This window comes from Ligilactobacillus sp. WC1T17, assembly GCA_900110005.1.
Classification (GTDB): Bacteria; Bacillota; Bacilli; order Lactobacillales; family Lactobacillaceae; genus Ligilactobacillus; species Ligilactobacillus ruminis_A.
This window is the reverse complement of record FOCC01000017.1, coordinates 1-25,908: the sequence shown is the minus strand read 5'-3', so window position 1 is coordinate 25,908 and position 25,908 is coordinate 1. Positions and strand designations below refer to the sequence as shown.

The 25,908-nt window shown below is 40.5% G+C and carries 23 protein-coding genes, 2 rRNA genes and 4 pseudogenes; 24 read left to right on the top strand and 5 right to left on the bottom strand.

Annotated features, from left to right (window positions below; genetic code table 11):
• The 8 genes from BMX26_RS08820 to BMX26_RS08790 all read left to right on the top strand — a co-directional run.
• Nucleotides 1-153 (top strand): 23S ribosomal RNA (locus BMX26_RS08820); the annotation flags it as partial.
• Nucleotides 154-235: 82 nt separating this feature from the next.
• A 5S ribosomal RNA gene (gene rrf, locus BMX26_RS08815) occupies nucleotides 236-352 on the top strand.
• Between the two features lie 77 nt (nucleotides 353-429).
• The gene (locus BMX26_RS09810; protein WP_082272532.1) at nucleotides 430-570 is read left to right on the top strand and encodes a LacI family DNA-binding transcriptional regulator; all 141 of its coding nucleotides are present in this window, start codon (nucleotides 430-432) and stop codon (nucleotides 568-570) included.
• A complete protein-coding gene (locus BMX26_RS09925) occupies nucleotides 510-641 on the top strand; it encodes a hypothetical protein (RefSeq protein ID WP_412771415.1) in 132 nt (43 codons plus the stop codon). The genes BMX26_RS09810 and BMX26_RS09925 overlap by 61 nt, the downstream gene beginning before the upstream one ends.
• A gap of 285 nt (nucleotides 642-926) precedes the next feature.
• Nucleotides 927-3,713, top strand: a complete 2,787-nt coding sequence (locus BMX26_RS08805; protein WP_075531050.1) for a DNA methyltransferase — start codon at nucleotides 927-929, stop codon at nucleotides 3,711-3,713.
• 47 nt (nucleotides 3,714-3,760) lie between these two features.
• Nucleotides 3,761-4,828: a Rep family protein gene (locus tag BMX26_RS08800; RefSeq protein WP_082272531.1), complete on the top strand. Its 1,068-nt coding sequence runs from the start codon at nucleotides 3,761-3,763 to the stop codon at nucleotides 4,826-4,828.
• Between the two features lie 68 nt (nucleotides 4,829-4,896).
• Entirely contained in the window at nucleotides 4,897-5,313 is a 417-nt protein-coding gene (locus BMX26_RS09635) for a hypothetical protein (protein WP_075531048.1), read from the top strand.
• A complete protein-coding gene (locus BMX26_RS08790) occupies nucleotides 5,310-5,846 on the top strand; it encodes a phage tail family protein (RefSeq protein WP_082272530.1) in 537 nt (178 codons plus the stop codon). The genes BMX26_RS09635 and BMX26_RS08790 overlap by 4 nt, the downstream gene beginning before the upstream one ends.
• Nucleotides 5,847-5,918: 72 nt before the next feature.
• Here BMX26_RS08790 and BMX26_RS08785 read toward each other — a convergent pair whose 3' ends face one another.
• A complete protein-coding gene (locus BMX26_RS08785) occupies nucleotides 5,919-6,272 on the bottom strand; it encodes a cupin domain-containing protein (RefSeq protein ID WP_075531047.1) in 354 nt (117 codons plus the stop codon).
• A gap of 152 nt (nucleotides 6,273-6,424) precedes the next feature.
• Between BMX26_RS08785 and BMX26_RS08780 the strand changes: the two genes are divergently transcribed.
• The 6 genes and pseudogenes from BMX26_RS08780 to BMX26_RS08755 form a co-directional block, all read left to right on the top strand.
• A complete protein-coding gene (locus BMX26_RS08780; protein WP_075531046.1) occupies nucleotides 6,425-6,766 on the top strand; it encodes a winged helix-turn-helix transcriptional regulator in 342 nt (113 codons plus the stop codon).
• A gap of 88 nt (nucleotides 6,767-6,854) precedes the next feature.
• Complete coding sequence (locus BMX26_RS08775; RefSeq protein WP_075531045.1) at nucleotides 6,855-7,139, top strand: hypothetical protein; 285 nt, start codon at nucleotides 6,855-6,857, stop codon at nucleotides 7,137-7,139.
• A gap of 205 nt (nucleotides 7,140-7,344) precedes the next feature.
• Complete coding sequence (locus tag BMX26_RS08770; protein ID WP_225355245.1) at nucleotides 7,345-7,503, top strand: hypothetical protein; 159 nt, start codon at nucleotides 7,345-7,347, stop codon at nucleotides 7,501-7,503.
• 94 nt (nucleotides 7,504-7,597) lie between these two features.
• Nucleotides 7,598-7,840 (top strand): hypothetical protein, encoded by a 243-nt coding sequence (locus BMX26_RS08765; RefSeq protein ID WP_075531044.1) that lies wholly within the window; start codon nucleotides 7,598-7,600, stop codon nucleotides 7,838-7,840.
• The gene (locus tag BMX26_RS08760; protein ID WP_075531043.1) at nucleotides 7,825-8,007 is read left to right on the top strand and encodes a DUF2798 domain-containing protein; all 183 of its coding nucleotides are present in this window, start codon (nucleotides 7,825-7,827) and stop codon (nucleotides 8,005-8,007) included. The genes BMX26_RS08765 and BMX26_RS08760 overlap by 16 nt, the downstream gene beginning before the upstream one ends.
• A 51-nt stretch (nucleotides 8,008-8,058) precedes the next feature.
• Nucleotides 8,059-8,294: pseudogene (locus BMX26_RS08755) on the top strand (IS30 family transposase); the annotation flags it as partial.
• Between the two features lie 217 nt (nucleotides 8,295-8,511).
• Here BMX26_RS08755 and BMX26_RS09530 read toward each other — a convergent pair.
• A pseudogene (locus BMX26_RS09530) lies at nucleotides 8,512-9,890 on the bottom strand (IS3 family transposase).
• 124 nt (nucleotides 9,891-10,014) lie between these two features.
• On the opposite strand from BMX26_RS09530, the pseudogene BMX26_RS09920 reads away from it, so the two are divergent.
• The 8 genes and pseudogenes from BMX26_RS09920 to BMX26_RS08710 form a co-directional block, all read left to right on the top strand.
• Nucleotides 10,015-10,230, top strand: a pseudogene (locus BMX26_RS09920) (hypothetical protein); the annotation flags it as partial.
• Nucleotides 10,194-11,561, top strand: coding sequence for an SIR2 family protein (locus BMX26_RS08735; protein ID WP_075531042.1), 1,368 nt, complete (start codon nucleotides 10,194-10,196; stop codon nucleotides 11,559-11,561). The pseudogene BMX26_RS09920 and the gene BMX26_RS08735, both read left to right, overlap by 37 nt.
• Nucleotides 11,548-13,188, top strand: a complete 1,641-nt coding sequence (locus tag BMX26_RS08730) for an ATP-binding protein (protein WP_075531041.1) — start codon at nucleotides 11,548-11,550, stop codon at nucleotides 13,186-13,188. The genes BMX26_RS08735 and BMX26_RS08730 overlap by 14 nt, the downstream gene beginning before the upstream one ends.
• A gap of 687 nt (nucleotides 13,189-13,875) precedes the next feature.
• Nucleotides 13,876-16,512, top strand: coding sequence for a helicase-related protein (locus tag BMX26_RS08725; protein ID WP_225355244.1), 2,637 nt, complete (start codon nucleotides 13,876-13,878; stop codon nucleotides 16,510-16,512).
• A 60-nt stretch (nucleotides 16,513-16,572) separates the two neighbouring features.
• On the top strand, nucleotides 16,573-17,112 hold the full coding sequence (locus BMX26_RS09805) for a hypothetical protein (RefSeq protein ID WP_225355243.1): 540 nt from the start codon (nucleotides 16,573-16,575) through the stop codon (nucleotides 17,110-17,112).
• Nucleotides 17,113-17,742: a DUF4391 domain-containing protein gene (locus tag BMX26_RS08720; RefSeq protein WP_075531040.1), complete on the top strand. Its 630-nt coding sequence runs from the start codon at nucleotides 17,113-17,115 to the stop codon at nucleotides 17,740-17,742.
• Nucleotides 17,729-19,612, top strand: coding sequence for a site-specific DNA-methyltransferase (locus BMX26_RS08715; protein WP_180366069.1), 1,884 nt, complete (start codon nucleotides 17,729-17,731; stop codon nucleotides 19,610-19,612). Before BMX26_RS08720 ends, BMX26_RS08715 begins: the two co-directional genes overlap by 14 nt.
• A 1-nt stretch (nucleotide 19,613) precedes the next feature.
• A complete protein-coding gene (locus tag BMX26_RS08710; protein ID WP_075531039.1) occupies nucleotides 19,614-22,745 on the top strand; it encodes a type III restriction-modification system endonuclease in 3,132 nt (1,043 codons plus the stop codon).
• A gap of 2 nt (nucleotides 22,746-22,747) precedes the next feature.
• Here BMX26_RS08710 and BMX26_RS08705 read toward each other — a convergent pair.
• Nucleotides 22,748-23,779, bottom strand: a pseudogene (locus tag BMX26_RS08705) (IS3 family transposase); the annotation flags it as partial.
• Between the two features lie 331 nt (nucleotides 23,780-24,110).
• Nucleotides 24,111-24,359, bottom strand: coding sequence for a hypothetical protein (locus BMX26_RS08700; RefSeq protein WP_075531037.1), 249 nt, complete (start codon nucleotides 24,357-24,359; stop codon nucleotides 24,111-24,113).
• 71 nt (nucleotides 24,360-24,430) lie between these two features.
• On the opposite strand from BMX26_RS08700, the gene BMX26_RS08695 reads away from it, so the two are divergent.
• Both BMX26_RS08695 and BMX26_RS08690 read left to right on the top strand, forming a co-directional pair.
• A complete protein-coding gene (locus BMX26_RS08695; protein ID WP_075531036.1) occupies nucleotides 24,431-24,865 on the top strand; it encodes a hypothetical protein in 435 nt (144 codons plus the stop codon).
• Nucleotides 24,862-25,476 (top strand): DUF1349 domain-containing protein, encoded by a 615-nt coding sequence (locus BMX26_RS08690; RefSeq protein WP_075531035.1) that lies wholly within the window; start codon nucleotides 24,862-24,864, stop codon nucleotides 25,474-25,476. Before BMX26_RS08695 ends, BMX26_RS08690 begins: the two co-directional genes overlap by 4 nt.
• A gap of 281 nt (nucleotides 25,477-25,757) precedes the next feature.
• Here the strand turns inward: BMX26_RS08690 and BMX26_RS08685 are convergent.
• On the bottom strand, nucleotides 25,758-25,908 hold a 151-nt coding region (locus tag BMX26_RS08685; RefSeq protein ID WP_180366068.1), incomplete at its 5' end, for a transposase.

Genomic DNA, 25,908 nt, shown 5'->3' with positions numbered 1-25,908 from the left:
AAAGCATCTAAGTGCGAAACTCACCTCGAGATAAGATTTCCCATTCCTTTATGGAAGTAAGACCCCTGAGAGATGATCAGGTAGATAGGATGGAAGTGGAAGTGCGGCGACGCATGGAGCGGACCATTACTAATCGGTCGAGGACTTAACCAAGTAAAAAACGTGAAGTTCTTGAGATTAATTGAGAGAAGATATTATCTAGTTTTGAGAGAACAAGGTTCTTTCAAATAAATAGTGCGGTGATGATGGCATCAAGGATACACCTGTTCCCATTCCGAACACAGAAGTTAAGCTTGATAGCGCCGAGAGTAGTTGGGGGATCGCCCCCTGTGAGGGTAGGACGTTGCCGTGCAAAGTAAAGCTAAGGTTTTCCTTAGCTTTTTTTGTTATACCTAGATAAAAGACTCGCAAAATAACCAAGGTGATTACATGACAACAATGAAAGACGTTGCTAAAAGAGCTGGTGTCAGTGTTGGAACGGTCTCACGTTACATCAATCAAAGAAGGCAATGTATCGTAGCGATAAAGCCAACATGGTTCTGCCGGCCCGCAAGAGTGTATCCAAGATGAAGCAGGCTGACTTTAACGAACCAATGAAAGTTTTGGCAAAGCAAAGCCAAGAATCAGGCCATTGGCACTAAGCGTATTAAACAGCTGTAAAAAAGTCTATCATCTGAGGTTGAAGAAGCCCGTTATGATAGGCTTTTTTAGTTTTTCTATACAGATATTTAGACTTGTGAAGAGTTGTTTACAGATAATTTTGACACACGGTCTGACACATGAAGAAAAGTGTGTGTCAGCATCAGCAGACAACAAAAGCATGGTAGCGAAAGTAGCCGCAAATATTTGTGGCTATTTTTTGGCCCTTTTTATAAAAAAGCTGGCAGCATCTTGTTAAAATGGAAGTTAGTAAAAGGAGAAAAATTATGGATGTTACACAACAGAAAAAGCAAGCAAAAGAATTTATTAAAAACTGGTCCAATCGTGGTGACGAAAGACAGGATAGCCAATCATTTTGGCTGGATCTACTGGAACATGTTCTCGGGGTTGAAAATCCGGAGCAATTCATTCACTTTGAGAAACGTGTAAAGCTGGACAACACGTCTTTTATTGATGGTTATATTTACCAAACGAAGGCCATGATTGAGCAAAAATCAAGTACCAAGGATTTGGACAAAGGTATTAAGCAGTCTGATGGGTCATTCTTGACGCCTTACCAGCAAGCCAAGCGTTATTCTGCCAATCTACCATATTCGCAGCGCCCACGCTGGATTGTTACGGCAAACTTCAAGGAATTTCGGGTGTATGATATGGAGCATCCAAACAGTGAGCCGCAGGTTATTAAACTTGAGGATTTGGACAAAGAATACTACCGCTTAGAGTTTTTGATTGACAAGGGAAACGAGCACCTGGAAAAAGAGCAGCGTGTTTCATTGGCAGCTGGTGAACTGGTAGGGAAAATTTATTCTGAGTTGCTAAAGCAGTATAAAGACCCGGACTCAAAGCATACGCAGGAAAGCATTAACCAATTATCTGTCAGAATGGTTTTCTGTTTGTATGCTGAAGATGCAGGAATTTTTGGACATAAAAACATGTTCCATGATTACTTGCAGGATTTTGATGCTAAGAGCATGCGCCGGGCCTTAATTGATTTGTTTAAAGTACTGGACACCAAAGAAGAGGATAGAGATCCTTATTTAGCAGATGATAACCCGAAGTTGGCAAAGTTTCCGTATGTCAATGGGGGAATGTTTAGCGATGAGAACATAGAAATCCCGCCGTTTACTGATGAACTTAGAGATTTGATCTTGCGAAATGCAAGTGATGATTTTGATTGGTCTGAAATCTCTCCAACTATTTTTGGTGCAGTCTTTGAAAGCACGTTAAACCCAGATACCAGACGGCAAGGAGGTATGCACTATACCTCTATCGAAAACATTCATAAGGTAATAGACCCACTCTTTCTGGATGATCTAAAAGAGCAGCTGAATCAAATCAAGCAGTTGAAAATGGAAAATGCGTTAAAAAGAAGGGCAAAAGAGTTTCAAGCGAAATTAGCTAGCTTGAAATTTTTAGATCCAGCTTGTGGATCTGGGAACTTTTTGACGGAAACATACCTAAGCTTACGCAAGTTAGAAAATGAAGCGATTAAGCTGCAGATTACTGATAATAACGTTCTTTTGGATACCGACCAAAAGTTGGTTAAAGTTTCAATACAGCAGTTTTACGGTATTGAAATTAATGACTTTGCGGTTTCGGTAGCAAAGACTGCGCTTTGGATTGCGGAAAGTCAGATGTTGGAAGAGACTAAGTCAATTGTTTATGCTAACTGGGACTTTTTGCCGCTGAAAACGTACACCCATATTCATGAAGGCAATGCTTTACGGATGGACTGGAATGATGTGCTACCAAGTAACGAATGTAATTATATTATGGGGAATCCTCCATTTATTGGAGCAAGGTTACAGACAAAAGAGCAAAAACAGGACTTAGAAAACGTTTTTAAAGGACAAAAAGGAATAGGAAATTTAGACTATGTGAGTGGGTGGTATAAGATCGCAACTCAGTATATGTTGGGGACAAAAATTGAAGCTGCGTTTGTTTCTACTAATTCAATTACCCAAGGTGAGCAACCATCCATTCTATGGAAACCTATTTTTCAAAATCAAGATTTTAATTTTAATTTTGCCTATAGAACATTTAGGTGGGATAGTGAGACTCAGAGTAAAGCTCATGTCCATGTTGTGATTATATGCTTTAGCTATATTAAAAGAAGTAAAAAAACTCTTTACTCCGAGTCCGGAATTCCCAAAACCGTATCTAATATAAATGCTTATTTATTAAATGGGAAAAATGAATTTATTTCTTCTCGCATGAGCCCAATTTGTTCAGTTCCTAAAATGAGGTTTGGCAGTATGCCAAATGATGGTGGTTTTTTAAGTCGCTTTAGTAAAGAAGAAATGGATCAAATTACCAAAGAATATCCAGCTGCTAAATCTCTATTTCATGAATTACTTGGAAGTTCGGAATTCTTGAATAAAAAAGAACGGTATTGTTTATGGCTGTATGAAGTCTCCCCTACTATCTGGAGAAATATACCTTCGATTTTAAATGCAGTTAAATCTGTTAAGGAAATACGAGAGAACAGTAATCGAAAATCTACTAGAGAACTTGCAAATATCCCATATTTATTTGGAGAAATTCGGCAACCCAAAACTAACTATTTAGTAGTTCCGCGCGTTTCTTCAGAAAATAGAAGATATATTCCGTTGGGATTTATTACACCGAATGTAATTGCATCGGATGCTTTACTGATTGTTCCTAATGCGACTTTATATGAATTTGGGGTTTTAGAGTCTAATGTTCATATGGCTTGGATGCGCACAGTAGCGGGTAGGCTGAAGAGCGATTATCGGTATTCGGCTAAAATCGTTTATAATAACTTCCCATGGCCAACACCTACAGAAGAACAAAAGAAAAAGATTGCCGAGACAGCTCAAGGAATTTTAGATGCCCGTGCACTATATCCAAGCAGTTCACTTGCGGATTTATACGATGAACTAACTATGCCCGTTGAATTAAGAAAAGCACATCAGGCTAATGATAAGGCGGTTATGGCAGCTTATGGCTTACCGATAAAGGGAACTACAGAAAGTGATGCAGTTGCTAAGTTATTTGACATGTATGAGAAGTTAGTATCTACAAGTAAGTAAATAATGGTCGTTGTTAAAAAGAAGTCATTTGACTTCCTCACTTAAAAATTCCGCTGGATAATCTGCCTGGCTTCTTAAATAAGCTCAAAACGATCGAATGGGCTTATATAGTTCACGACAAGGACAAACATCATGATGGTACTAGTGTCACGCCAGATATTCATATTGTACTAAAATATATGAATCCTCAAGTGATTGATAATATTGCCCAAAAGTTTGGTGATAAACCTGAACGTTTTGAAGTGTGGAAAGGAAAAATCAATAACGCATATTCGTATTTGCTCCACCGTACGGATGAGGCTCGGGACAAATACCAGTATTCGGTTAAAGACGGTGTAGCGTCTTTTGACTTTGAGCAAAGAATTAAAGACATAGAGAAAAATATTGTCAAACAGAAAAAGGCACTAAGTTCTAAGGCCATTCTTCAGCTTATTGATACTTATGCTCAATCAGATATTTTAGGCCATGAATCATTGATTGAAAAAATTGGAATTACTGAATTTGCCAAGAAGAAAACTTTGATTGACAACATTGACCATGTAAAGCTGCAAAAAAAGCACCAACAGTTTCTTAAGGATTTTGAGGGACAGCAGATGACTACCTATTGGCTTTATGGACCTGCAGGGGTTGGCAAAACTACTATTGCTAAGATGCTGACGGACCCTAATAACACAGCTATTTTAGGCAGTTCCAGGGACTATTTTCAAGCTTACCGTGGTGAAAACACCGTTATTATTAATGACTTACGTCCCAATGAATTTTCTTATTCTGACCTTTTAAAGTTCTTAGATACTACTGAGAATGACAAAATGGGGCCACGTCGATATCATGATATTCCTTTGAATTTGAAAGAAGTCTACATCACCACGCCATATTCCCCAGAAGATTTCTACGATGAAACGTATATTTCAAATCGCCATGTTGACACATTTGAACAGCTTGAAAGGCGGATTAAGTCCATTCCTGTTACTATTTATTTCCTGGAGTTGATTCAAAAATTAAGTGCATCTGGCTACCTTGAAATTGTCAAAGATGGTTTTAAGTATGAAGAACAAGTCACGCCCAGCTCCATTTTAGAGAGGGTTGAGGAGTTTGACAGAAATTTACCCTTCTAACATTTCGGCAGAGCATTTTAGGACTGTGGAGCGGTATTACCCAGCTTGCCTCGTGGCTGTGGGATAAGGTGTCCGGGTGGATCTCCTCCATCTGGGACGGAATCTGCGATTTCTTCGGTATCCATTCGCCCTCGAAAGAGATGGCGTGGGTCGGTGAAATGCTGGTCAAGGGTCTGGCTGGCTCCGTTGACGACAACGGCGATGAAGCGGTCAAAGCCGCCGAAGGTATGGCCGAGGACATCAACGGCGTCATGGGTGACCTTGCCCACGATATGCAGACGGCTCTGCCCACCGACTTTGACGTGAACGGCTCGATCCGCTCTGCCGTGGACGGTGTGGTCGGAAAGGCGGCATCCGCTTTCACCATTGCCCTGAACATTACGAACTTCAACAATTACAGCAGTGAGGATATCCGTCAGCTCACCTCCGAAGTCATGGAAACGGCGAACCAGTTCGCCCAGCGGAAAGGAGTGGTATTCGCATGACCTATTTTACCTACAACGGCCGCAGTTCCGCTGATTTCGGCCTGCATATCGAGAAGAAGGACGTGTTCTCCGCACCGGAGTACGATGCGGAGTATTTCCGCTACGGCGTCATCTCCGGCAATCTGGACATTGAGGAGCAGCTGAACAAGGTCGGCAGCTTTACCGTGACCTTCAACTACAAGCCCTTCAAATACAGCTTTGCGGGGCAGGATGTTTTAGCAACCGGCACCAAAAGACTGTCTGTGACCAATCCAACTGCATTTGAAAGCCGACCGTACATCAAGCTATATGGCAGCGGTGCGGTTACACTCACCATCTCCTCGCCCGATAGTACGAGTTTGTGGACGATTTCATCCATTGACGAATACATCGAAATCGACAGTGAACTCATGAATTGTTTTAAGGATACTGTTCTCAAAAACGACACGGTCACCGGCGAGGGCTTCCCGGTGCTGAAACCAGGAGAAAACTCCATCGCCTGTGCCGGAAATGTACGGAGGGTTGAGGTTGTTCCAAGATGGCGGTGCTTGTAAATCCAGCAAAACGAAGCAACGCACAGCTCTCAGGTGATTGAGAACTGTGCGTTAGCACAAATATGGCTCAAATTAGCCCATGACGGCATCCGTTGCGGTGAAATGCTCCAGAGAATTTTCTTTGACCTGAATGCAGAGATAGGTGATACCGGAGTCCTCAGCCGCAAAGAACTGACGCTTTGCTGCGGGAGCGATTCGCAGCCAGTCTCCGGCAGTGAGTTCAACTGTTTCACCGTCAATAACGGCCTTGCCCTTTCCGGCGAGGATGCCGTAAATCTCTTCATTCTCCTTATGGGAGTGGACGAACGGGACGCCTGCGCCTGAAGGCAGCTCGTTGACACTGATCTCTGCACCGGTCAGACCCAGCTTTTCGTGCAGTTCGACACGGCCTTCCTTACCGACTGCTGTTTTTGCATAGTTTGCCATGATTCATTACCTCCGATGGTGATTTGCAATTTCCATTGCTTGATTATAGTATAGCGAGAGGCACATTCAAAAAAAAGTACGCACCTTTTTATAACTGTGCATTTGAATTTGAATGTGCTATAATACTTGCAAATGATTACGGAGGAGATTTTATGCGAACGAAAGAAGAGCTGCCCGCCTGCCCGGTTGCAACGGCAGTATCTCTTATCGGCGGGAAGTGGAAACTGCTGATCTTGAGAAACTTGAAGGTACGCCCATGGCGATTCAACGAATTACAACGGAGTATTGACGGTATTTCTCAGAAGGTTCTGACAGACAGCCTACGGCAGATGATGGCCGATGGGTTGGTCTACCGCCGTGACTATCAGCAACAGCCGCCGAAAGTTGAATACGGACTGACGGAATTGGGAAAAGAGATGTTGCCTATTGTGTACGCTCTGGCGGACTTCGGGAACTATTATAAATCTGTCGTTGTGCAGAACGAAAATGAGTGAGGTTTGCCTTCCTAAAAAGAATCATCTAATCCAACCACCGTGGAGAAATCGCCGGTGGTATTTTTATGCCCGGAAGGAGGTGGCGTTCGTGATTCCTGTTCTTTATCCACCTAACACAACAGACTTTTCCTCATTCGGCCTTGGTGTGCTGACGGACACCATTTCCTGCGAAGTGACCGAAGAGCGAAACGGTGTGTTCGAGTGCTTACTCAAATACCCTGTCAGAGGTCAGCACTATGGGCTTATCACCAAGGAGTGCATTATCAAGGCAAAGCCCAACGATACCGCCGCCGACCAGGCGTTCCGCATTTATCGCATCACGAAGCCCTTAAACGGCATCGTCACCATCTACGGTCAGCAGCATACCACATAGTTGAAAGGGATAGATAATGATGACCCCGGCTGAGAATAGCCACTTTCATTTCAACGGAAACCAGAATCTCAGTGGGATGCGGCTAGACGGTCTGCTAAAACAAGAAAAATAATTGTTGATATATCAATGTTTATAAAGAACGTGCAATTACTGCACATGAAAAAAGAATTGCAAAAATCATTAAGAGGTAAGGCAGGAGAAGATTATGTTTGGGACAGAATTGCTAAACGCCCGGCAAATGGCCGATGAATTAGGTATCAGTTACACTTATTTTTTTAAACTAATTAAAAGCGGTTGCCGTACCACCAACTCACAGAGCAAGGCCGGAAATATTATCTGCCAGCAGAAGTTAAACAATGGCTGACCTCTCGGGGAAATAAAGCTTAAAGATTGGAAGCATGGTATACTTTATGTAGCTATCATGCTTTTGTTTTTTCAAATACAAAGGAGAAAAAACAATGGCAGTAACTTTAATGGAAAAAGGCAGACATGCAGGCATGTGGAAGGTTCGTGTTCAGCCAAGAGATAAAAACGGTGCTCGGATTTCTGTGCCTACACAGTATGTTGAAGGAACTAAGAAGGATGCTGAAAAATTAGAGCGGAAACTGTTGGTAGAAGCTGAAGAAGCGGTATACGACAATTATGACGCTAAAAAGGCATCTCTTTTTGAATCTCTGTTTGCCTTATGTGTCCAACCATGAGCTTGATTGCAACGGTTCTTTTCAAGAACTTCCAAGCCGCTGGCTTTATTAGGACTTGGCTGCAAACTGCTGTCATCAACTTCCCAATGGCAATCGGTTGGCAAATTTTCTTCTGCGGTCCGGCAGTTAGATTCATTTTTAGAACGATTTTTAAAAAGTTAAACTAAGTTATAATAGCAGCATTCATCTGTATTTCATGCAGGGGATGCTGCTTTTACTTTATAATAACGATGTCACAAGTTGTTATTAATCGGGACTGGTCTCTTGATGCCTGCGTTGGCTATGCTTTAGCCGAAGGTATCGGTCTACCAAGGCTCGCCGTATTCATGAAAACAAGCGCATTTTAGGCCGAAACATCGATGAACGCAGTCCTAGAATCGATACCCGTAAGGACTTTGGGCACTGGGAATGTGACCTGATTCTTGGGTATAAGACTAAGGATAATGATGTGCTAGGCATTTGACAAGCTTCGCGAGTTTTATGTCAAGTCAAATATCTGACTTTAGGGCATGACAAATACAGCCTGCCTTCGGTAAGCCGAAGAGAAAGCCGCCCCAATTGCCGGGGCTCAAAAGACCGCTCCGGCAAGCTCAGCAACCGTAAGGCTGATCAACCACAAAAGCACTAAGCTTCTTGAAGTGCCATAGAAAAGTTAGACATTTTAGAAAATCTTAAATAGTTGCCATTACACGATCTCTATATTTTACAGGGGTCGTGTAATTTAGTTTATTGGACCGTCTGATGTTGTTAAACCAATATATGTAATATTTAAGTTCTTGTTGGACTTCTTCCAAAGAATGCAGTCTAACTCGATTTAGTCTCTCGCGTTTCATTAAGTTGAATATAGTTTCACCTGGTGCGTTATCGTGGCAGTTTCCCTTACTGGACATGCTTTGAACTGTTCTATCTCTTCCAAGCGGGCTTGGTAGGTTGGACTTTGATACTGAGAACCTTGATCAGAGTGGAGAACTGGGTGGGAGTAAGCCGGTAGTTTGGTTTCCAATTCATCCAGCATACCCAATACTAAATCCATGTCGGGGGAGTAGCTGGCAGTACATGCAAGGATCTCTAAAGAAGCCTCGTCCACTACAGGAGAGATATAAACTTTCTTGCAGTTAGTTAGTACATATTCCGTAATGTCGGTATGGAGAACGTGATATTGCCTTTCTTCATCGAAGTGCTGCTGAAGAAGGTTATTAGCTACTTTGCCTAAAGTACCCTTGTAGGATATATATTTCGCAGTTCTCTTGCGGTACAGATCGGTCTTCACATCAGCTTACGTACTGTTTCCATCACCAATTTAACGCCCTTATCGCGCGGTGCAGCCTAGCCATACGTGCCTTGGCCTTCGTTGTAGTAAATGTATTTGATAAGCTCTTTTACTTCGACATACTTATCCTCCTTAGCGATTCTTTTAAGGTTGTCGTAATAAGTCTTACGATTGAGATTAAGAGCTTAAAACAGCCGTTTTAACTAAAATTCTGGGTGGTCTGCCCAGATATCATAAGCTATCTGTGTCTTTTGTCGATTGGATAGCGTGGATACCGTGCGGCCACTTTTTTTGCGATGATAAGCTCCAATTCTAATTCTTTGATTTTGACATCTTTTTCAAGAAGTTTGGCCTCATATTTCTACTTATCAGTTAGAGCTCCTATTTGCTTATTATGTTTGGCTTTCTCAGCCGTCTTGCTCTTCTTAGGCATTTTAGCGACTCTACATTTCTTGACAGGAAGGAGCGCTTCTGGACCGCCTTGCTGGAACTTCTTAGTCCATGAATACACTTTTGACGGACTAATATTGAATTTAGCAGCTACCAGATTACGTCCTTAATCGAATTTTTGATAGTAGCTTACCACATCCAGCTTAAAGTCAACATTTAGGTTCGCTTAACTTTTAAGCTCCCCAAGCCATTGAGTTCAGCAGTATTCATCCAGGTATGAATTAAAGATGGAGTGATAGTATACTTTTTGCTTAATCACTTGTATGCGCATCTGCCATTAAGATAGTCAGAAGCAACTTGTACTTTTAGTTCGGATGAATATTTGGTCATAAAAATCCCCCCACAATCGTTATGTGTTTATATCTAACAATTGTAGAGCACTTCATTCTCCACTGTTGTTTCTGATAAAATTTTGATATAATTTTATCAAAAACAGGAGGTGCAGAAATGCTTAATATTAGACCAGTATCAGATCAAAACCGATAAGAAATCAGGTATTATAGATGAGCCAAACGACTATAGCACTGATGAAAAGTATATTTTCAATCTCTTACTCAGAATCATCAATGTATCTGTGCAAACTGTCGATTTAGTTAATAGTCTACCTAAGTTAGAAGTGGAGGAGCAGGTTGTATGTCTTTCTTCTTTTTTGATAATGAGAAAGAATTAAAGAGTAATCAAATAGAATTACACTATTTGTCAAATTCTATTTCGTATGGTATGGAAAAAATAGCTGGTAGTAAGTTCTTTGATTCTAATGGAGTGCTTGAAAGGCAAGGCTCAAAAGAAGGTTCTCAAAATGAATTTCAAGAAATTGATTTCAAGCGTTTGATTAGTGAAAAAATTCGTAAAATTATTTATGGAGAGAAATACTCAAATATTGTTTTTCTAGCAGGTGCTGGAGCCTCAGTGGTAGGAGGAAACCCAAATTATGGGAAAACAGTAAGTATGATTGCTGATAATATATTTGAAGAGCTTCGTAAGCCTACCGGAAATACATATACATTAGAAGAATTAGCAGAAAAATGTAGATACAAGGATGGGAACATATTAACTGGAAATGAATCTGAATCAAAAACCTCACCTAAATTGGCAGATGATTTTAATCTAGAGGATTTCTTATCAACATTATTTCATTATCGTCCTTATGTTGAAAATGATGATAAAGTGAAGTTTAATGAAACTGTTGACAAAATTTTACAACTGATTAAGGATAATACAAATTATTCATACGATAGTAAAGTTTTGAAGCATGGGGCCTTATTAAATTTTTTGTCGAATTTATCTGGAAAAGATGGGAATAAATTTTCCGTTGTTACAACAAATTATGATGTATTAATTGAGGAAGCTGGTGCAGAAAATAATTTTGTTATTTTTGATGGATTCAACTTTACTCCGCTACCAAAATTTGATAGCAATATGTTCGAATGGAATCTTGTGAAAGAGGTCCAGAATGTCAATACCAGAGAAGTTGAATATAAAGAAAAGACATTCAATTTGGTTAAAATCCATGGATCACTTACTTGGGAAAAACAAGATAACGGTGATATCGTAAGAAAAAATAAAGACAGTATTACCAAAACAGATAAAATGGTAATGGTTTTTCCTAGCTCGGACAAGTTTGCTCAAAGTTATCAGGAGCCCTATTTTGAACTATTTACAAAATTTCAAGAGCTTATAAAACGTCCCAATACTTTGCTGATTTCTTCAGGATTTAGCTTTGCAGATGATCATATCTCAAAGATGGTTACTCAGGCATTGAAAAATAACTCTAGTTTGAAATTATTAGTAACAGATTTTAATATTGATCCAAATAGGGAGTGGAATGGTGATGATAATCAATATATTAAGATTGAAGAGTCGGATTCTAAATACAATCAAAATTGGGCTGAACTAGTACGTTTAATGGATGAAGGGTATCCAATCACATTTTTAAAGGCTACTATGAATAGTGATTTAGTTGACTACTTGAGTGGAAGGTATTTAAATGACGAAAATTGATAGTTTTTATGAAGTAGCTGACAAGAGTAACTATTACCTTGGGATGATATCTCAAGTGAATCGTTCATATGCAACAATTCAAATAGAAAATCTTTCACTATTTTCATACAGAAAATTGAGAACGGATATCCTTGCTCCAAATACGATAAATTATTACGTTTTGATTGATTCAAGTAACGGTCTATTCTTTGGAGAAGTATTTCAGTCTAAAGTGCCAAATTCAGGCAGTGTTCATGAAATGATGACAAATGGGCTACAAGAGAAAATTTTTCCAGAAATAAATATCGACATACTTGGATACATACCATTGGGTGAGAAATACTTTAAACTAAACGGAACAAACACTGTTGGCATTACTGACAAGGTATATATTGCTAATGAAAAAGTTGTAGAACTCTTTATCACATCAATAGAAGTCGATCCAGATAGTGAAAATCAGTTATCAACATTTGCAAATCTAGCTTTTAGCTCACAAAACTATCCAATTAAACTACAGCCCAAAACTCTATTTAATAGGCATTTGATGACTGTTGGAACTACTAATAGTGGTAAATCCACATCAGCTCTGAGTATTTTAGATAAACTGGTTAATGATGGCATAAGAACGCTAATAATAGATCCAACAGGGGAATATTCTGATTCATTTAAAGATGACGAAGCAGAGAAATATATACTTGGTGAAACTGCCTTCCTTCCCCTATCAAACATATCAATGAACCAGTGGTCAATTTTGTTTGAGACAAATGATGGAACACAACCAGCAGTTTTAGCTGAGGCGATCCGTTCTCTACGATATCAGTACAAAAATAACATTGATGAAGTATACAAGAAAGTAGGAAAGTCAGTATTCGACGTAGAACAAGACTTATCGACTCTTTCTGAAAAAGATAGGAATTTTAACATTAAATTATTATCGGCCCAGATTGCTGTAGAAACAACTAAACAGGACAATAGAGGAAGATTCGTAGCAAACAACTTCGATTTTAATGTAAATCAGTATCTTATTCAAAAGGTAAATTATAAGTTAGATAATACTTCACTTGTTAATTTTTTTACTTCGACTGGCAATAGCTTAATTGATATTATCAACTCATTTGTAGAAGGAAGTACCTATAAGTCATTGTATATTGATGTTTCTAAAATTGGAACAACAGACGGAATTGGTGGAATGATTGTTGACCTAATTTCAAACTATCTAGTAAATTTGAATTCTAAATTGATAAAACCATTTGTAATGTTTATTGATGAAGTCCATAGATACACAAAGGGAGTCAATACTGAAGGATTCACATTTTATTCTGGATTGAATAATATTGCTCGAGAGGGGAGAAAGAAAGGAATCTTCCTTTTCTTAACAACTCAAAACCCAAATGATGTTGATAAAATTTTATTAGGACAAATAGGGACATTACTGATTCATAGACTCACTTCTCCAGATGAACTTAAAGCGATACAAAACCACTTGCCTGAAAACCAAATTGGTCAGATTAGGAAATTGAACACAGGTGAGGCAGTCTTGACAAGTATTAATCTATTAAAAGATCTATATATCCGAGTTAAAAGATGTCCCCGCACTCACTATAATGATACTCCTAGTCTATTAATCAAAGATGATAATAATTCTTAGCTCATAGATAAGTGCTTACAATCAAAAAGTTCTTCTTGAATTTATTACGAGAAGAACTTTTTTCTTTACGGAGAATCCGAAGGCTTAGTCAGTAACATATTTGAATAATAAACTGACTGGGGCACCCTACTTGGATGGTGAATAAATGTCAAGTGAAACAGTTTTTTATAATTTCCAAAAAATGGCAGAATGTAGTTAAGTTATAGAAAACGCTTATCATGATTGTACATGATTTACATTTCTACAAGCAACTACTTCTGACTTTTGTAATTAGTAATCCAAGTCAAATAATTTCACTTGGAGGTCATCTATGTAGGCCTTTATTCTTTGCGGTTTTTCTGATAAAATAGAAGGTATCAAAATACTGTTTTTAGTACCTCATAAGACTGAATACTTCGTAACGATGAATAGATTATCCAAAAAATGGGGCCAATTTGGCTCCATTTTTATTCTATTAATATGATTGGTTAAAAAATGAACTCAACTCAACTCAACTCAACTCAACTCAACTCAACTCAACTCAACGATGATTATTTAAGTCATCGCTTATTTGTCAAGCAATTTGCACAGGATTCATCAACCTTTTTAAGGTCAGGTGGGTCCTTTTTGCGTGCAGTCACATATAAGAATTCACTAGCGGATGGCTTGCCACCCGCTTTTTGTCATGAGCGGATGGGGGTGTAAATCTTGGGATCAAAATTTTTTAACAACACGACTGATGTGGTGAGAGATGATCTAAAGAAGATAATCACGCCCGATAGCAAAGTGTCCGTGGCAGCGGCTTGCTTCTCAATTTACGCCTTTCAAGCACTAAAAGATGAGTTAGAAAAGTGTTCTGAATTTCGTTTTATATTTACCTCACCAACTTTTATTGCTGAAAAAATGCCAAAAGAGCGGCGGGAGTTTTTCATTCCACGGCTTACTCGGGAGAAGAGTCTATATGGGACAGAGTTTGAAGTACGCTTGAGAAATAAGCTCAAGCAGAAGGCAATTGCTAAAGAGTGTGCTGACTGGATTCGCCGCAAAGCTCGTTTTCTGACTAATACGACAGATGAGAGTATGAACCAGTTCTGGGTAGTAGACAATCCAGAAAATATCTACACATATACGCCGTTTAATGAGTTCACGACGGTTGGGCTTGGTTGTGAACGCGGCAACACAATGACCAATTTCACAACAAGAATTGATAATCCAGATAGTAAAAATCTGTTAAATACCTTCGAAGCAATATGGCAAGACAAGGCAAAGCTTGTAGACGTCACTGATGAAATTATCGATAAAATTTCGTCGGTATATCAAGAGAATTACCCAGAACTAATCTATTTCATGACTCTCTATAACGTCTTTAGCGAATTCTTGGATGACGTTTCAGAAGATGTCTTGCCTAATGAAGCAACCGGCTTCAGAAACAGCGTGATTTGGAACAAACTTTATAACTTTCAGAAGGATGCAGCCTTGGGGATCATCAACAAGCTGGAACAATACAATGGTTGTATCTTAGCTGACAGTGTTGGTTTAGGTAAAACATTCACTGCACTGGCAGTAATCAAGTATTACGAAGGACGCAATAAGAGCGTATTGGTTTTGTGTCCAAAGAAACTGTCTGAGGACTGGCTGACATATAAGGGGAATTTGGTCAACAATCCCCTCTACAAAGACCGTTTTCGCTATGATGTTCTCTATCATACTGACCTTTCGAGAGACCACGGTAAAACCGCAACTGGTTTGCCAATCGAACAAATCAATTGGGGAAACTATGATCTGGTTGTAATCGATGAAAGCCACAATTTCCGCAACGGGAATGGTACCAACACTCATGGGGGCGAGAAAGAAAATCGCTATATGAGGCTGATGAATCGAGTCATCAAGTCTGGTGTCAAAACTAAAGTTCTGATGTTGTCGGCAACGCCAGTCAACAATCGCTTCAACGATCTCCGCAATCAACTTGCCTTGGCTTATAAAGGCGTGCCGGCTGAGATCAACGAAAAACTGAACACCGAATCAGATATCGACACAATCTTCCGTAGAGCACAGACCGTTTACAATGCATGGTGCAAGCGACCTGAAGCTGAGCGGACAACCAAGAACTTATTGCGAGAACTAGATTTTGACTTCTTTGAAGTCTTAGATGCTGTCACGATCGCTCGGCCTCGGCATCACATTCAAAATTACTATGACACTACTGAAATTGGCACATTTCCTAAGCGATTAAAGCCAATCAGCTTGTATCCCAAGCTAACTAATAAGCCTGGTGCAATTAATTACAAAGACGTGTATGAATGCCTAAGTCAACTGAATTTAGCGATTTACACGCCAACGATGTTCATCCTCCCTAGTTGCCTATCGAAATACGTCTCTGAAAATGAAACCAAGAAATTTAGAATGGGCCGTGAATCAGGGATTCAGCGTCTGATGAGCATTAATCTTTTGAAGCGAATGGAAAGTTCCGTTCACTCATTTTTGCTAACAGTAAAAAAGATCTATGCATATATGGTTGAGACTTTAAAATCAATTGATCGATTTAGAAGAGATGGCAGTGGCAAGCTGAATGAAATGACAGATTTATCGCAAGCAGCAGCTGATTTTGATGAAGATGATCAGAATACTGATGTTTTTATGGTAGGCAAGAAAGTCCAAATTGATCTAAGGGACATGGATTACATTTCTTGGCAACGAAATATCAGAGGCGACATTGATATCTTGGAAACTTTGATCCATATGACCGAGGACATTTCACCAGAGTTTGACTATAAGCTCAATCAATTATTTAAAGTAATCAAAGACAAAGAAAAGAATCCAATTAATCCAGGCAATAAGAAGATTCTGATCTTTACTGCCTTTGCAAATACTGCTGAATATCTGTACGAAAATATTGCTCCTCGAGCTAAGGAAATTGGCTTGAACACCGCTCTGATCACCGGGAGCATTGAAGGAAAGACGACCATCCCGAATTTTAGAGCAGAGATGAACCATATTTTGACCTGCTTTTCACCAATTTCCAAGGACAGGGATGTTGTCTATCCGGATGATACTGAAACGGATATTGAAATTTTAATTGCGACAGACTGCATTTTAGAAGGTCAGAATTTGCAGGACTGTGATTTCTGCATCAATTATGACATTCACTGGAACCCTGTGCGAATTATCCAGCGTTTCGGCCGGATTGACCGTATTGACAGCAAGAACAAGGTGATTCAGTTGGTCAACTTTTGGCCAGACCTGACACTTGACGAATACATCAATCTTAAAGATCGTGTGGAAACGAGAATGAAGATTTCCGTAATGACCGCGACAGGGGATGATGACCTAATCAATCCAGAATAGAAGGGTGATCTGAATTACCGAAAAGCTCAGTTGAAGCGACTCCAGGAGGAAGTAGTCGATTTGGAAGACATGAGTGAAGGTATTTCGATTACGGACCTTGGGCTTAACGACTTCAGGATGGATTTACTTGCCTATATGAAAGAACATAGGGATCTAGACCGTCTACCATTTGGCATTCATGCCGTTGTTCATGGAGATAAACCTGGGGTGATCTTCGTACTAAAGAATGTAAATAAAAAAATTGATATCAAAGACAAAAATCGTCTCCATCCGTTCTACACGGTCTACGTAAATATGGATGGAGAGATCCTAATCAATCATCTGCAGCCAAAAGACATTCTCGATGATATGCGTCACTTGGCTAAAGGCAAAAAGGAGCCAGACAAAGAGCTCTGTAATGAATTCAATCGAGCAACAAAGGACGGACGGCAGATGGAAAAAGTTTCCCAGCTGTTGGAAGAAGCGATTGAATCAATCATTGAAGCTAAGAATGAGGAAGATATTGAAAGCTTCTTTTCTGCCGGCACCACAACCTTTCAATCTGGTGGTTTCTCAGGGTTGGATGACTTTGAATTGATTGACTTCTTGGTGGTGATGTAAATGATTGATTTTCCAGAAAGTACAAAGACTAACCGACGGATCCCTAAGGAAGCATTTTACAAACACTTATCATTGAGTACAGCTCTGAAAAGCAAGTTTGTGTCAGACATCAGCCGTATTGTGGCTGAGAATAGCTTGACCCAACGAAATTTGAACTTAGTTAAGGATTCAGAAATAAAAGAAATTCTACTTCTATCTATTGAGCTAAAGAAGCAGGACTACGACCAAAGGATTATTGAAGCAATAGCAAAAGGCAACCCGCATAAACTTGTCTTTCTGATGAGCTATGAAGATCAGAGGCAATTAGCTGTTTATTATCAGAAACTCTATCTGACAGAGTGGATAGTGGAAGAAAAAGTCGAGATCCACCTTTCTGGCGATAACCTGGAAGATATCTGGAATGGCCTAGTTCGACAGATAGCAATCGAATCAGATGCTCAAAGTCGTTCAAAGATGAGTCTTGATGATCAGTTGAGCAGACTAGCTGAGATAAGGCAATTGCAACAACGAATTAAGAAATTAGAGAAAGCAGCCTGGGGAGAGACCCAGCCAAAGAAGAAATTTGCTCTTTATCAGGATTTGAAAAAACAAAAGGAGCAGTTGGAGGTATTAGAACGTGGACAAGCTTAAGATGCACACACCGGACATAGCAGAAGAAAATTATAAAAAGTTAGCAGCGTTGTTTCCGGATGCAATAACTGAAACGCGCGATGAAGATGGAAACATTGTTCGGGCAATTGATAAGGATGTGTTGATGCAAGAAATCAATACTAAGGTTATTGATGATGGCCAGGAACGTTATCAATTTACGTGGCCAGATAAACGCAAGTCTATGGTGATGGCCAATGCTCCAATTGCAAAAACGCTCCGTTTTGAAAAAGAAAAATCAGTTGGTAAAGATGGCACACCTGGAGGAGTTGATTCAGAAAATATCTATATTGAAGGCGACAATCTAGATGCACTGAAATTGCTGCAGGAAACATATCTAGGCAAGGTTAAGATGATCTACATTGATCCTCCTTACAATACTGGGAATGACTTCATCTATGAGGATGACTTTGCTCAGGATGCTAGCGAATATGCAGATAACAGTGGACAGACTGATGAAGAAGGAAATCGACTTGTCCAAAATAGTGAAAGTAATGGACGATATCACACAGATTGGCTAAATATGATCTATCCGAGACTAAGGATTGCAAGGGACTTTTTAGCTGATGACGGGGTGATTTTCATCAGCATTGACGATAACGAACAAGAAAATCTCAAAAAGGTATGTGATGAAATATTTGGTAGCAATAATTTCCTCGCACAAGTTGTTTGGGAAAGAGCATATGCACCGATAAACTTAAAAAAGAACTTTTCAGTTAGTCATGACTATATTCTTGTTTATGGAAAAAATAGTTCACTAATTCAAACAAATGGTATCGCGAGAACAAATGAATCAGACAATCGGTATCAGAATCCAGACAATGACCCCAGGGGGCCGTGGAGTTCAAGCGACATTTCAGTAGGACCAGCAATAAAAGAAAATATATACCCAATTACCACGCCCTCCGGGCGTGTAGTAGAGCCTCCAGCGGGACGCAGCTGGAGTCTCTCACGTCAGGCCTTCCGTGAGAGACTCCAAGATAATCGTATTTGGTTTGGGAGTGATGGTAATGGAGTTCCAAGAATAAAACGATTTAAATCGGAGTTACGAAAAACGGGGATAACCCCTATGACAGTTTGGGACTATAGAGAGGTAGGTCATAGTCAATCTGCAACTCAAGATCTTCAAAAATTAATGGGTGGTAAGAAATACTTCGACTATCCTAAACCCGTACCATTAATTCAGCGTTGTATCCAGCTTTATTCAGAGGAAAATTCTATCGTGATGGATTTCTTTGCTGGATCAGCGACTACAGCTCATGCAGTTATGCAACAAAATTCTGAAGATGGTGAGAAGAGACAATACATCTTAGTTCAGATACCAGAGCTGACTGATCCTAAAAGGGATGCATATCAGGATGGTTACAAAACAATCTGCGATATTGGCGAAGAACGCATTCGTCGTGCGGGAAAGAAGATCAAAGAAGAGACAGGGGCCGATATTGATTACGGTTTCCGTTGCTTCAAGGTGGACTCATCTAATATGAAGGATGTCTACTATACTCCTGCAGATATTGGGCAACTTAGCTTAGATGGTCTTGAGGACAATATCAAGGAAGATCGAACGCCAGAAGACTTATTGATTCAAGTCATGCTGGACTTGGGTATCTTGCTCTCATCAGATACCGAAACACAGGAGATTGCTGGCAAGAAGGTCTTCTCTGTTGCAGACGGTTATCTCCTTGCTTGCTTTGATAAGAATGTGACTGAAGAAACAGTAACCGAAATCGCTAAGAAGAAACCTTTTTACGCAGTATTCCGGGACAGTAGCATGGCTAACGATAGTGTTGCTGCTAACTTCGAACAGATCTTTGAAACATATAGTCCAGAGACTGTAAGGAAGGTATTATAAGATGGCTGACATGAAATTCAAATTCACAATACAACAGTATCAAACAGATGCTGTCAATAGTGTTGTCGATGTTTTTAAAGGACAACCGTATCAAGACAAGGTGACTTATCGGCGTGATATTGACGCAGTTGAGCAAGACCTATTGAATTTGAAGTTATCAGATGAAGAGTTGATTGCCGGCTTCGCTAATGCACCAGTCACTTTGTCTTCAGAGCAACTTCTCAAAAATATTCGAAATGTTCAAAAAGAAAACAATATTAAAGAATCCGCATCCCTTGCTAAACATATGGGAGCCTGCTCTTTGGATGTTGAAATGGAAACTGGGACTGGTAAGACTTATGTCTACATCAAAACCATGTTCGAGCTGAGTAAGCGTTATGGTTGGAATAAATTTATCGTTGTTGTGCCATCCATTGCTATTCGTGAGGGTGTTATGAAGAGTTTCCAGATGATGGAAGCTCACTTCATGAACTACTATGGGAAGAAAGCCCGTTTTTTCGTGTACAACTCAAAGAATCTAACAGACATTGATGATTTTAGTTCCAGTGCGGATTTGTCTGTCATGATTATCAATGTACAGGCATTTAATGCTCGTGGTAAAGATGCCCGTAGAATTCGGATGAAGCTAGATGAATTCGAAAGTCGTAAACCCATCGATGTTATCAAGGCTAACCGACCGATCGTCATTCTTGATGAACCTCAAAAGATGGGTGGTAAGAAAACACAGGAATCTCTTAAAGAGTTCAATCCTCTGTTTACCTTGAACTACTCTGCAACTCATAAGGAACATCATGACTTGGTTTATGTCCTTGATGCACTTGATGCCTACAAAATGAAGTTGGTCAAAAAGATTGAAGTTAAGGGCTTTGACATTAAGAACCTACGAGGCACAGACGGATATCTGTATCTTGAAAATATCGTAATTTCCCCTAACCATCCGCCAAGAGCTCGGCTTGAATTTGAAATCAAATACAACAAATCAATTAACCGAGAAGTCCGGATTCTTAGCGTTGATGACGATCTGTATGCTCTTTCTAAAGGTTTGGAGCAATACCAGGGATACCACATCAATGATATCGATCCAATCAATGGTCTGGTTTCCTTTACAAATGGGATCGAAATCCATACTGGTGAAGCTCAAGGGGATGTCAGTGAAAAAGATATCCGGCGAATTCAAATCCGAGAAACTATCCGCTCCCACTTTGAGAAGGAAAAGGATCTTTATAATCGCGGCATTAAGACCTTGTCACTCTTCTTTATCGATAAGGTTGAACACTATCGTAAATATGATGAAGATGGCAATGAAGTTAACTCTGAATATGGCGAGATGTTTGAAGAGGAATACAATTCCATACTAAACGAGTACCTAACTCTTTTTGACACACCATACGAGAAATATCTCAGGAGCATTGACGTAAAGAAGACTCATACCGGTTACTTCAGTATCGACAAGAAAGGACATAAAATCGATTCCAAGATTAAGCGTGGGTCTGATATCAGTGATGATGAATCTGCCTATGAATTGATCTTAAAAGACAAAGAAAAGCTGCTGTCCTTTGAGAATCCAGTTCGTTTCATCTTCTCTCACTCGGCCTTACGAGAAGGTTGGGATAATCCAAACGTCTTTCAAATTTGTACGTTAAAACACGGCGGAGATAGTACGACTAACAAGCGTCAAGAAGTTGGTCGTGGGCTAAGAATTTGCGTCAACCAAGACGGCGATCGGATGGATGAACACGTTTTGGGCTCAGAAGTTCAAGAAGTCAACAAATTGACGGTCATTGCTAGTGATGGTTATAAAGACTTTGTTTCATCCTTGCAGAAGGAGATCAAGGATGACTTGTATGAGCGGCCGACAAGAATCACGCTGGACTTCTTTACAAATAAACGCATTAAGCACAATGATGAAATTGTTACTATAACTAAAGAACAAAATGACATTATTAATCGTTACTTGATCAAAAACGACTATGTGGATGATGATGGTAACTTAACTGAGTTATATCGGACTGACGATGAAAATAATGCTCTCAAGCCGTTGCCTAAGACACATGGTGTGGACAAGATAGCAATAGAAGTTCATGCCTTGATTAATAGTGTTTTTGATGATCATGCTTTGGATGACTTTGTTCTGGATGGTAGAAAAACGAAAATTCCAGAGAATAATTTGAATGACAACTTCAACAAGGATGAATTTCAAAAGCTGTGGCAGCAAATCAACCACAAGTATAGTTATACTGTCCACTTCAATAGCCAGGAATTAATTGAAAATTCAGTCAATTATATTAACAGTAAGCTGTATGTGGCTCCGCTTCAGTACACGGTGACTAAGGGTACTCAAGGAGAAGAGTGGTCTGTTGACAGTGTTAAAGCAGGTTCTGGCTTTGTCTCCGAAAATCGACAAACCTATACACTTACACGTGGTGAAACCAGTCAAGTTAAGTATGACTTGATTGGTAAGGTTAGTGCTGGGACGCACTTGACACGTAGAACTGTTGTAAAAATATTGAAGACAATACAGCCAGCTAAATTCAAGATGTATCAATATAACCCTGAAGAATTCATTTCAAAGGTAATCAAACTGATCAATGAGCAGAAAGCAACTATGATCGTGGATGATATCACCTACAATGAAACTGAAGGTCGTTATGATTCAAGTATCTTTACTCTTGAGAAGAACCATGAATTTTCTAAGGCATATAGATCAAAGAAAAATGTTCAAGATTATGTGTTTGCGGATGGGACTGCAGAGAAATCAGTTGAACGAAAATTCGCTGAGGATATGGACCTAGATGATAAGGTGGCTGTTTACGCTAAATTGCCTCGTGGCTTTCAGATTCCGACGCCAGTTGGCAACTATGCTCCTGACTGGGCAATTGCTTTTAAGAAAGGTAGCGTAAAGCACATTTACTTCATAGCTGAAACCAAAGGCTCATTGAGTAGTATGGATTTGAGGCCAATTGAGCAGGCTAAAATCAAGTGTGCAAAGAAATTGTTCAACAAAATGTCTACGGCAGATGTCATTTATGAGCAGGTAGATTCATTTAAGAGTTTGCTTGACATGATAAATGAGATACCAGATAAAGAGAAAAGCAATGAATCTGATGTGACCCCAAAAATTGGGACAAATTAGTATTACGCCGTTAAGGTTGTTAAAACATGATTCCGATATTCAATCGGGGTCATGTTTTTTCGTCCTGTCTTGATTCTTACGTTGTTGTAGTAATCGATGTATTTGTGAATAGCTTGCTCAAGCTCATTTAAGTCCTTGTATTTATGTTCTTGGCCGTAGAACATCTCCCGCTTAAGAATGCCGAAGAAGCCTTCCATTAAGCCGTCATTAAGAGAATTACCCAACCTGGACATACTCTGATCGATCCCTCTGTTAGCCAGAGCGGCTTGATATGCTTGGTGCTGATATTGCCAGTCACGATCTGAGTGGAAAATAAGCCCATTAAGAGCCGGGTGCTTCTCAAATGCGTCATCCAGCATGGTCATCACTTGCTTAAGGTCTGGGTGCCTAGAAATGTTGTAGGAGATGATTTCTTGGGTACAACCATCGATAATTGGAGAAAGGTAGAGCTTTTGATCTTTAAGATGGAATTCAGTCACGTCGGTAAGTAAACCAATGTCTGTCGGGATAATTGCATAGAAATTGCGCTTGATTAAGTCTGGTTTGATTTTGCCTTGAACGCCGTAATAGCTGCTGTATTTGCGTTTCTTGCGGATTGAGATGGCGAATAAGCCCATCTTTTGCATGAGCCTCTGCACCTTCTTATGGTTGACCTCATAGTCTTCCCGGCGAAGCTGTCCGTAGATTCGCCGGTACCCATAGCGCTGGCTGTGTTCAAGAAAGATCTCTTTGATTCTATCCATCAGTTTCTGGTTGCCAGAATCCTTATCAAGCTTATGGGTTTGGTAGTAGTAGTTACTTCTTGAGATATGAGGCAATCCAGGGTTGGCATTGATAACGCCGATAATGTACTTAACGCTAAGTCGCAATTCTTGCCTTAATTCATTGATTGCACGAGCTAATTCTTCTTTTCTTGGCTCTTTTGTTCTTGAATTAAGGCCTCCAATTTTTTTATGTATGCAAGCTCGACTGTAAGCCTCTTTATCTGCTCTTCCAGTTCTTTAATCCGCTGTTTGTCCTTGATTTTGGGCACTTACAAAAATAGAATTCAGCCCAAAATAGTCCAATCCGTTGCGGGTTGGACTATTTTGCTTGAAAAGTATTGGATGCAATAAAAAGTTGGCTTCTGGCGGTCTCACTTCCTTTGGGGGGATTTTCAAAAAGCATCTTACACTAGTTCCCATTGTCTCCGCAAACTGCAGCTTGCGGCAGTCAAACCGCGCCGCAAAGCCATTTGTCCTCTTGAACTATTGCTTGCATCCCCGCCGGGCAAGCCCTCGCTTCGCCCAGCCTGCATCCAAAATTTCCAATCCAAAAGCCTGTCACGCACATTGGTGACAGGCTTTCTTGGCTTATTTGACTTAATCAGCGTCCAGTGAGCACTTTGGCGGCTATTTCTACCGCAGCCAGGGCCTCAGCCGCGGTAATCTTCTTGCGATTGATTGCCGCAAAGTTGGGCCAGCACTTGGCGAGGGTACGGTCAACGGGGATGCGGTTGCCGGTCGTCAAGGAATAGGCGCCGCCATTGTACTTGTAATAGCCCGCTGCGACAGGGGAGAATTCCGCGTCTTGCCGGAAAGAAATGACCCCGTGCCGGTTATAAGTAATGGTCACCAGGAAGCTGCTGGAACAGGTGGTGTCGAGATCCTTAAGGGCAAGCGCGCCTCTTTCATGAGGGCGAAATTATGCTGGTTGTTCTCATAGTCTGCTTGCCAGGCAGCGTTGATCTTCCTGATCGCGCTCGTGTTGCCAGCCAGAACCGGCTTTTGGTAGCAATAGACAAACGAGTGGCGGCCAATCTTGAATTGCTGCTGGTCGGTCGCAAGCTCGTAAATTGCCTTGGAAGTGAGATGGATTTTGGCGATATGGGCAGTGAGGGCCAGACCCAGGCCCAGTGCCGCGAAGGCGAAATTTTTTGCTTTTTTGACGGTCATAGTTTTTTCCTCATTTGCTTGTTATTAATAAAATTATATTCTTTTTTTGTCCAGCTAGTGATGGCTTGGGGGCGATTTTTTGATGAAAATGCCTTGTTGGAAAAAGTTTTTTCCAAGGCGCCTGCATTCTACGATACAATAATCAAGAAAAAAGTACGTGATGAATTAGGGAGAGCCAAAAGATGAAATTTCCAGTCGAACAAATGACCTGGACCAGAAAACCAGCGGACTTTACTATTTCAGATGACAAGATTGAGATCGTGACCAAGCCGCACACGGACTTGTGGCAGCGGACCTACTACCATTTCCACAATGACAACGCGCCCGTCCTGCAGCTGGCGAGTGATGACAAATTTTTTTCGTTCATCGTCAAAACCGACTTTGCCAGCCACCACCGCTTTGACCAGTGCGGGGTGGTCATGTACCTTGACAGCGAGAACTGGCTCAAGGGGTCAATTGAGTATGAGAATGAAACTTTCCAGCATTTGGGCAGCGTGGTGACCAACCATGGCTATTCGGACTGGGCCACGACGGAAATTCCGGCCACGGTCAAGTCAATGTGGTACCGGCTCAGCCGCAGGGAGGACGACTACTGCATCGAATGCTCAGAAGACGGCGTGACTTACAAGCAGATGCGGATCTGCCACATGCTGGAAGGCGGCGGGACGATTCGCTTTGGCATCTACGCCTGCAGTCCGGAGGATTCATCCTTTAAGGCTATGTTCAGTCAGCTGGAATTGACTGCCTGCCAGTGGAAAAAGCATGACGGCCAAGCAGCCAATCCAGATTTAGAATAGAAAAATCCGTTCCCGGAACTTGGGAACGGATTTTTTGGTTAGTTCGCGAATGGATCTTGTCCGTTGCGGTACATGTTTTCAGACTGCACCTCACCGGAGGATTCGCCCTCCTGATTAAGCTATTAATGACATGATTATTATAGCGTTTAAATTGAAAGTGACCAAAGGGATGCTTAATTTTTGAAAAAAACTTATAATGATAGGCAAGAAAGCAAGTGGATTTGATTATAAAACGGGCTTGACCTCTGATTTTAATCAGGGGTCAAGCCCGCCAAACTGTCTTATCTATTTTGACCATAATAGCCTTTAAGTTGCCTTCTCATAGCTTCTGTATACTGCGATTCAATATATTTTTCTACAACGTCTTTACTCATATCACCTAAAGTCCCCATATAATAACTAGGCGACCACAAATGTCCACCCCACAATAAT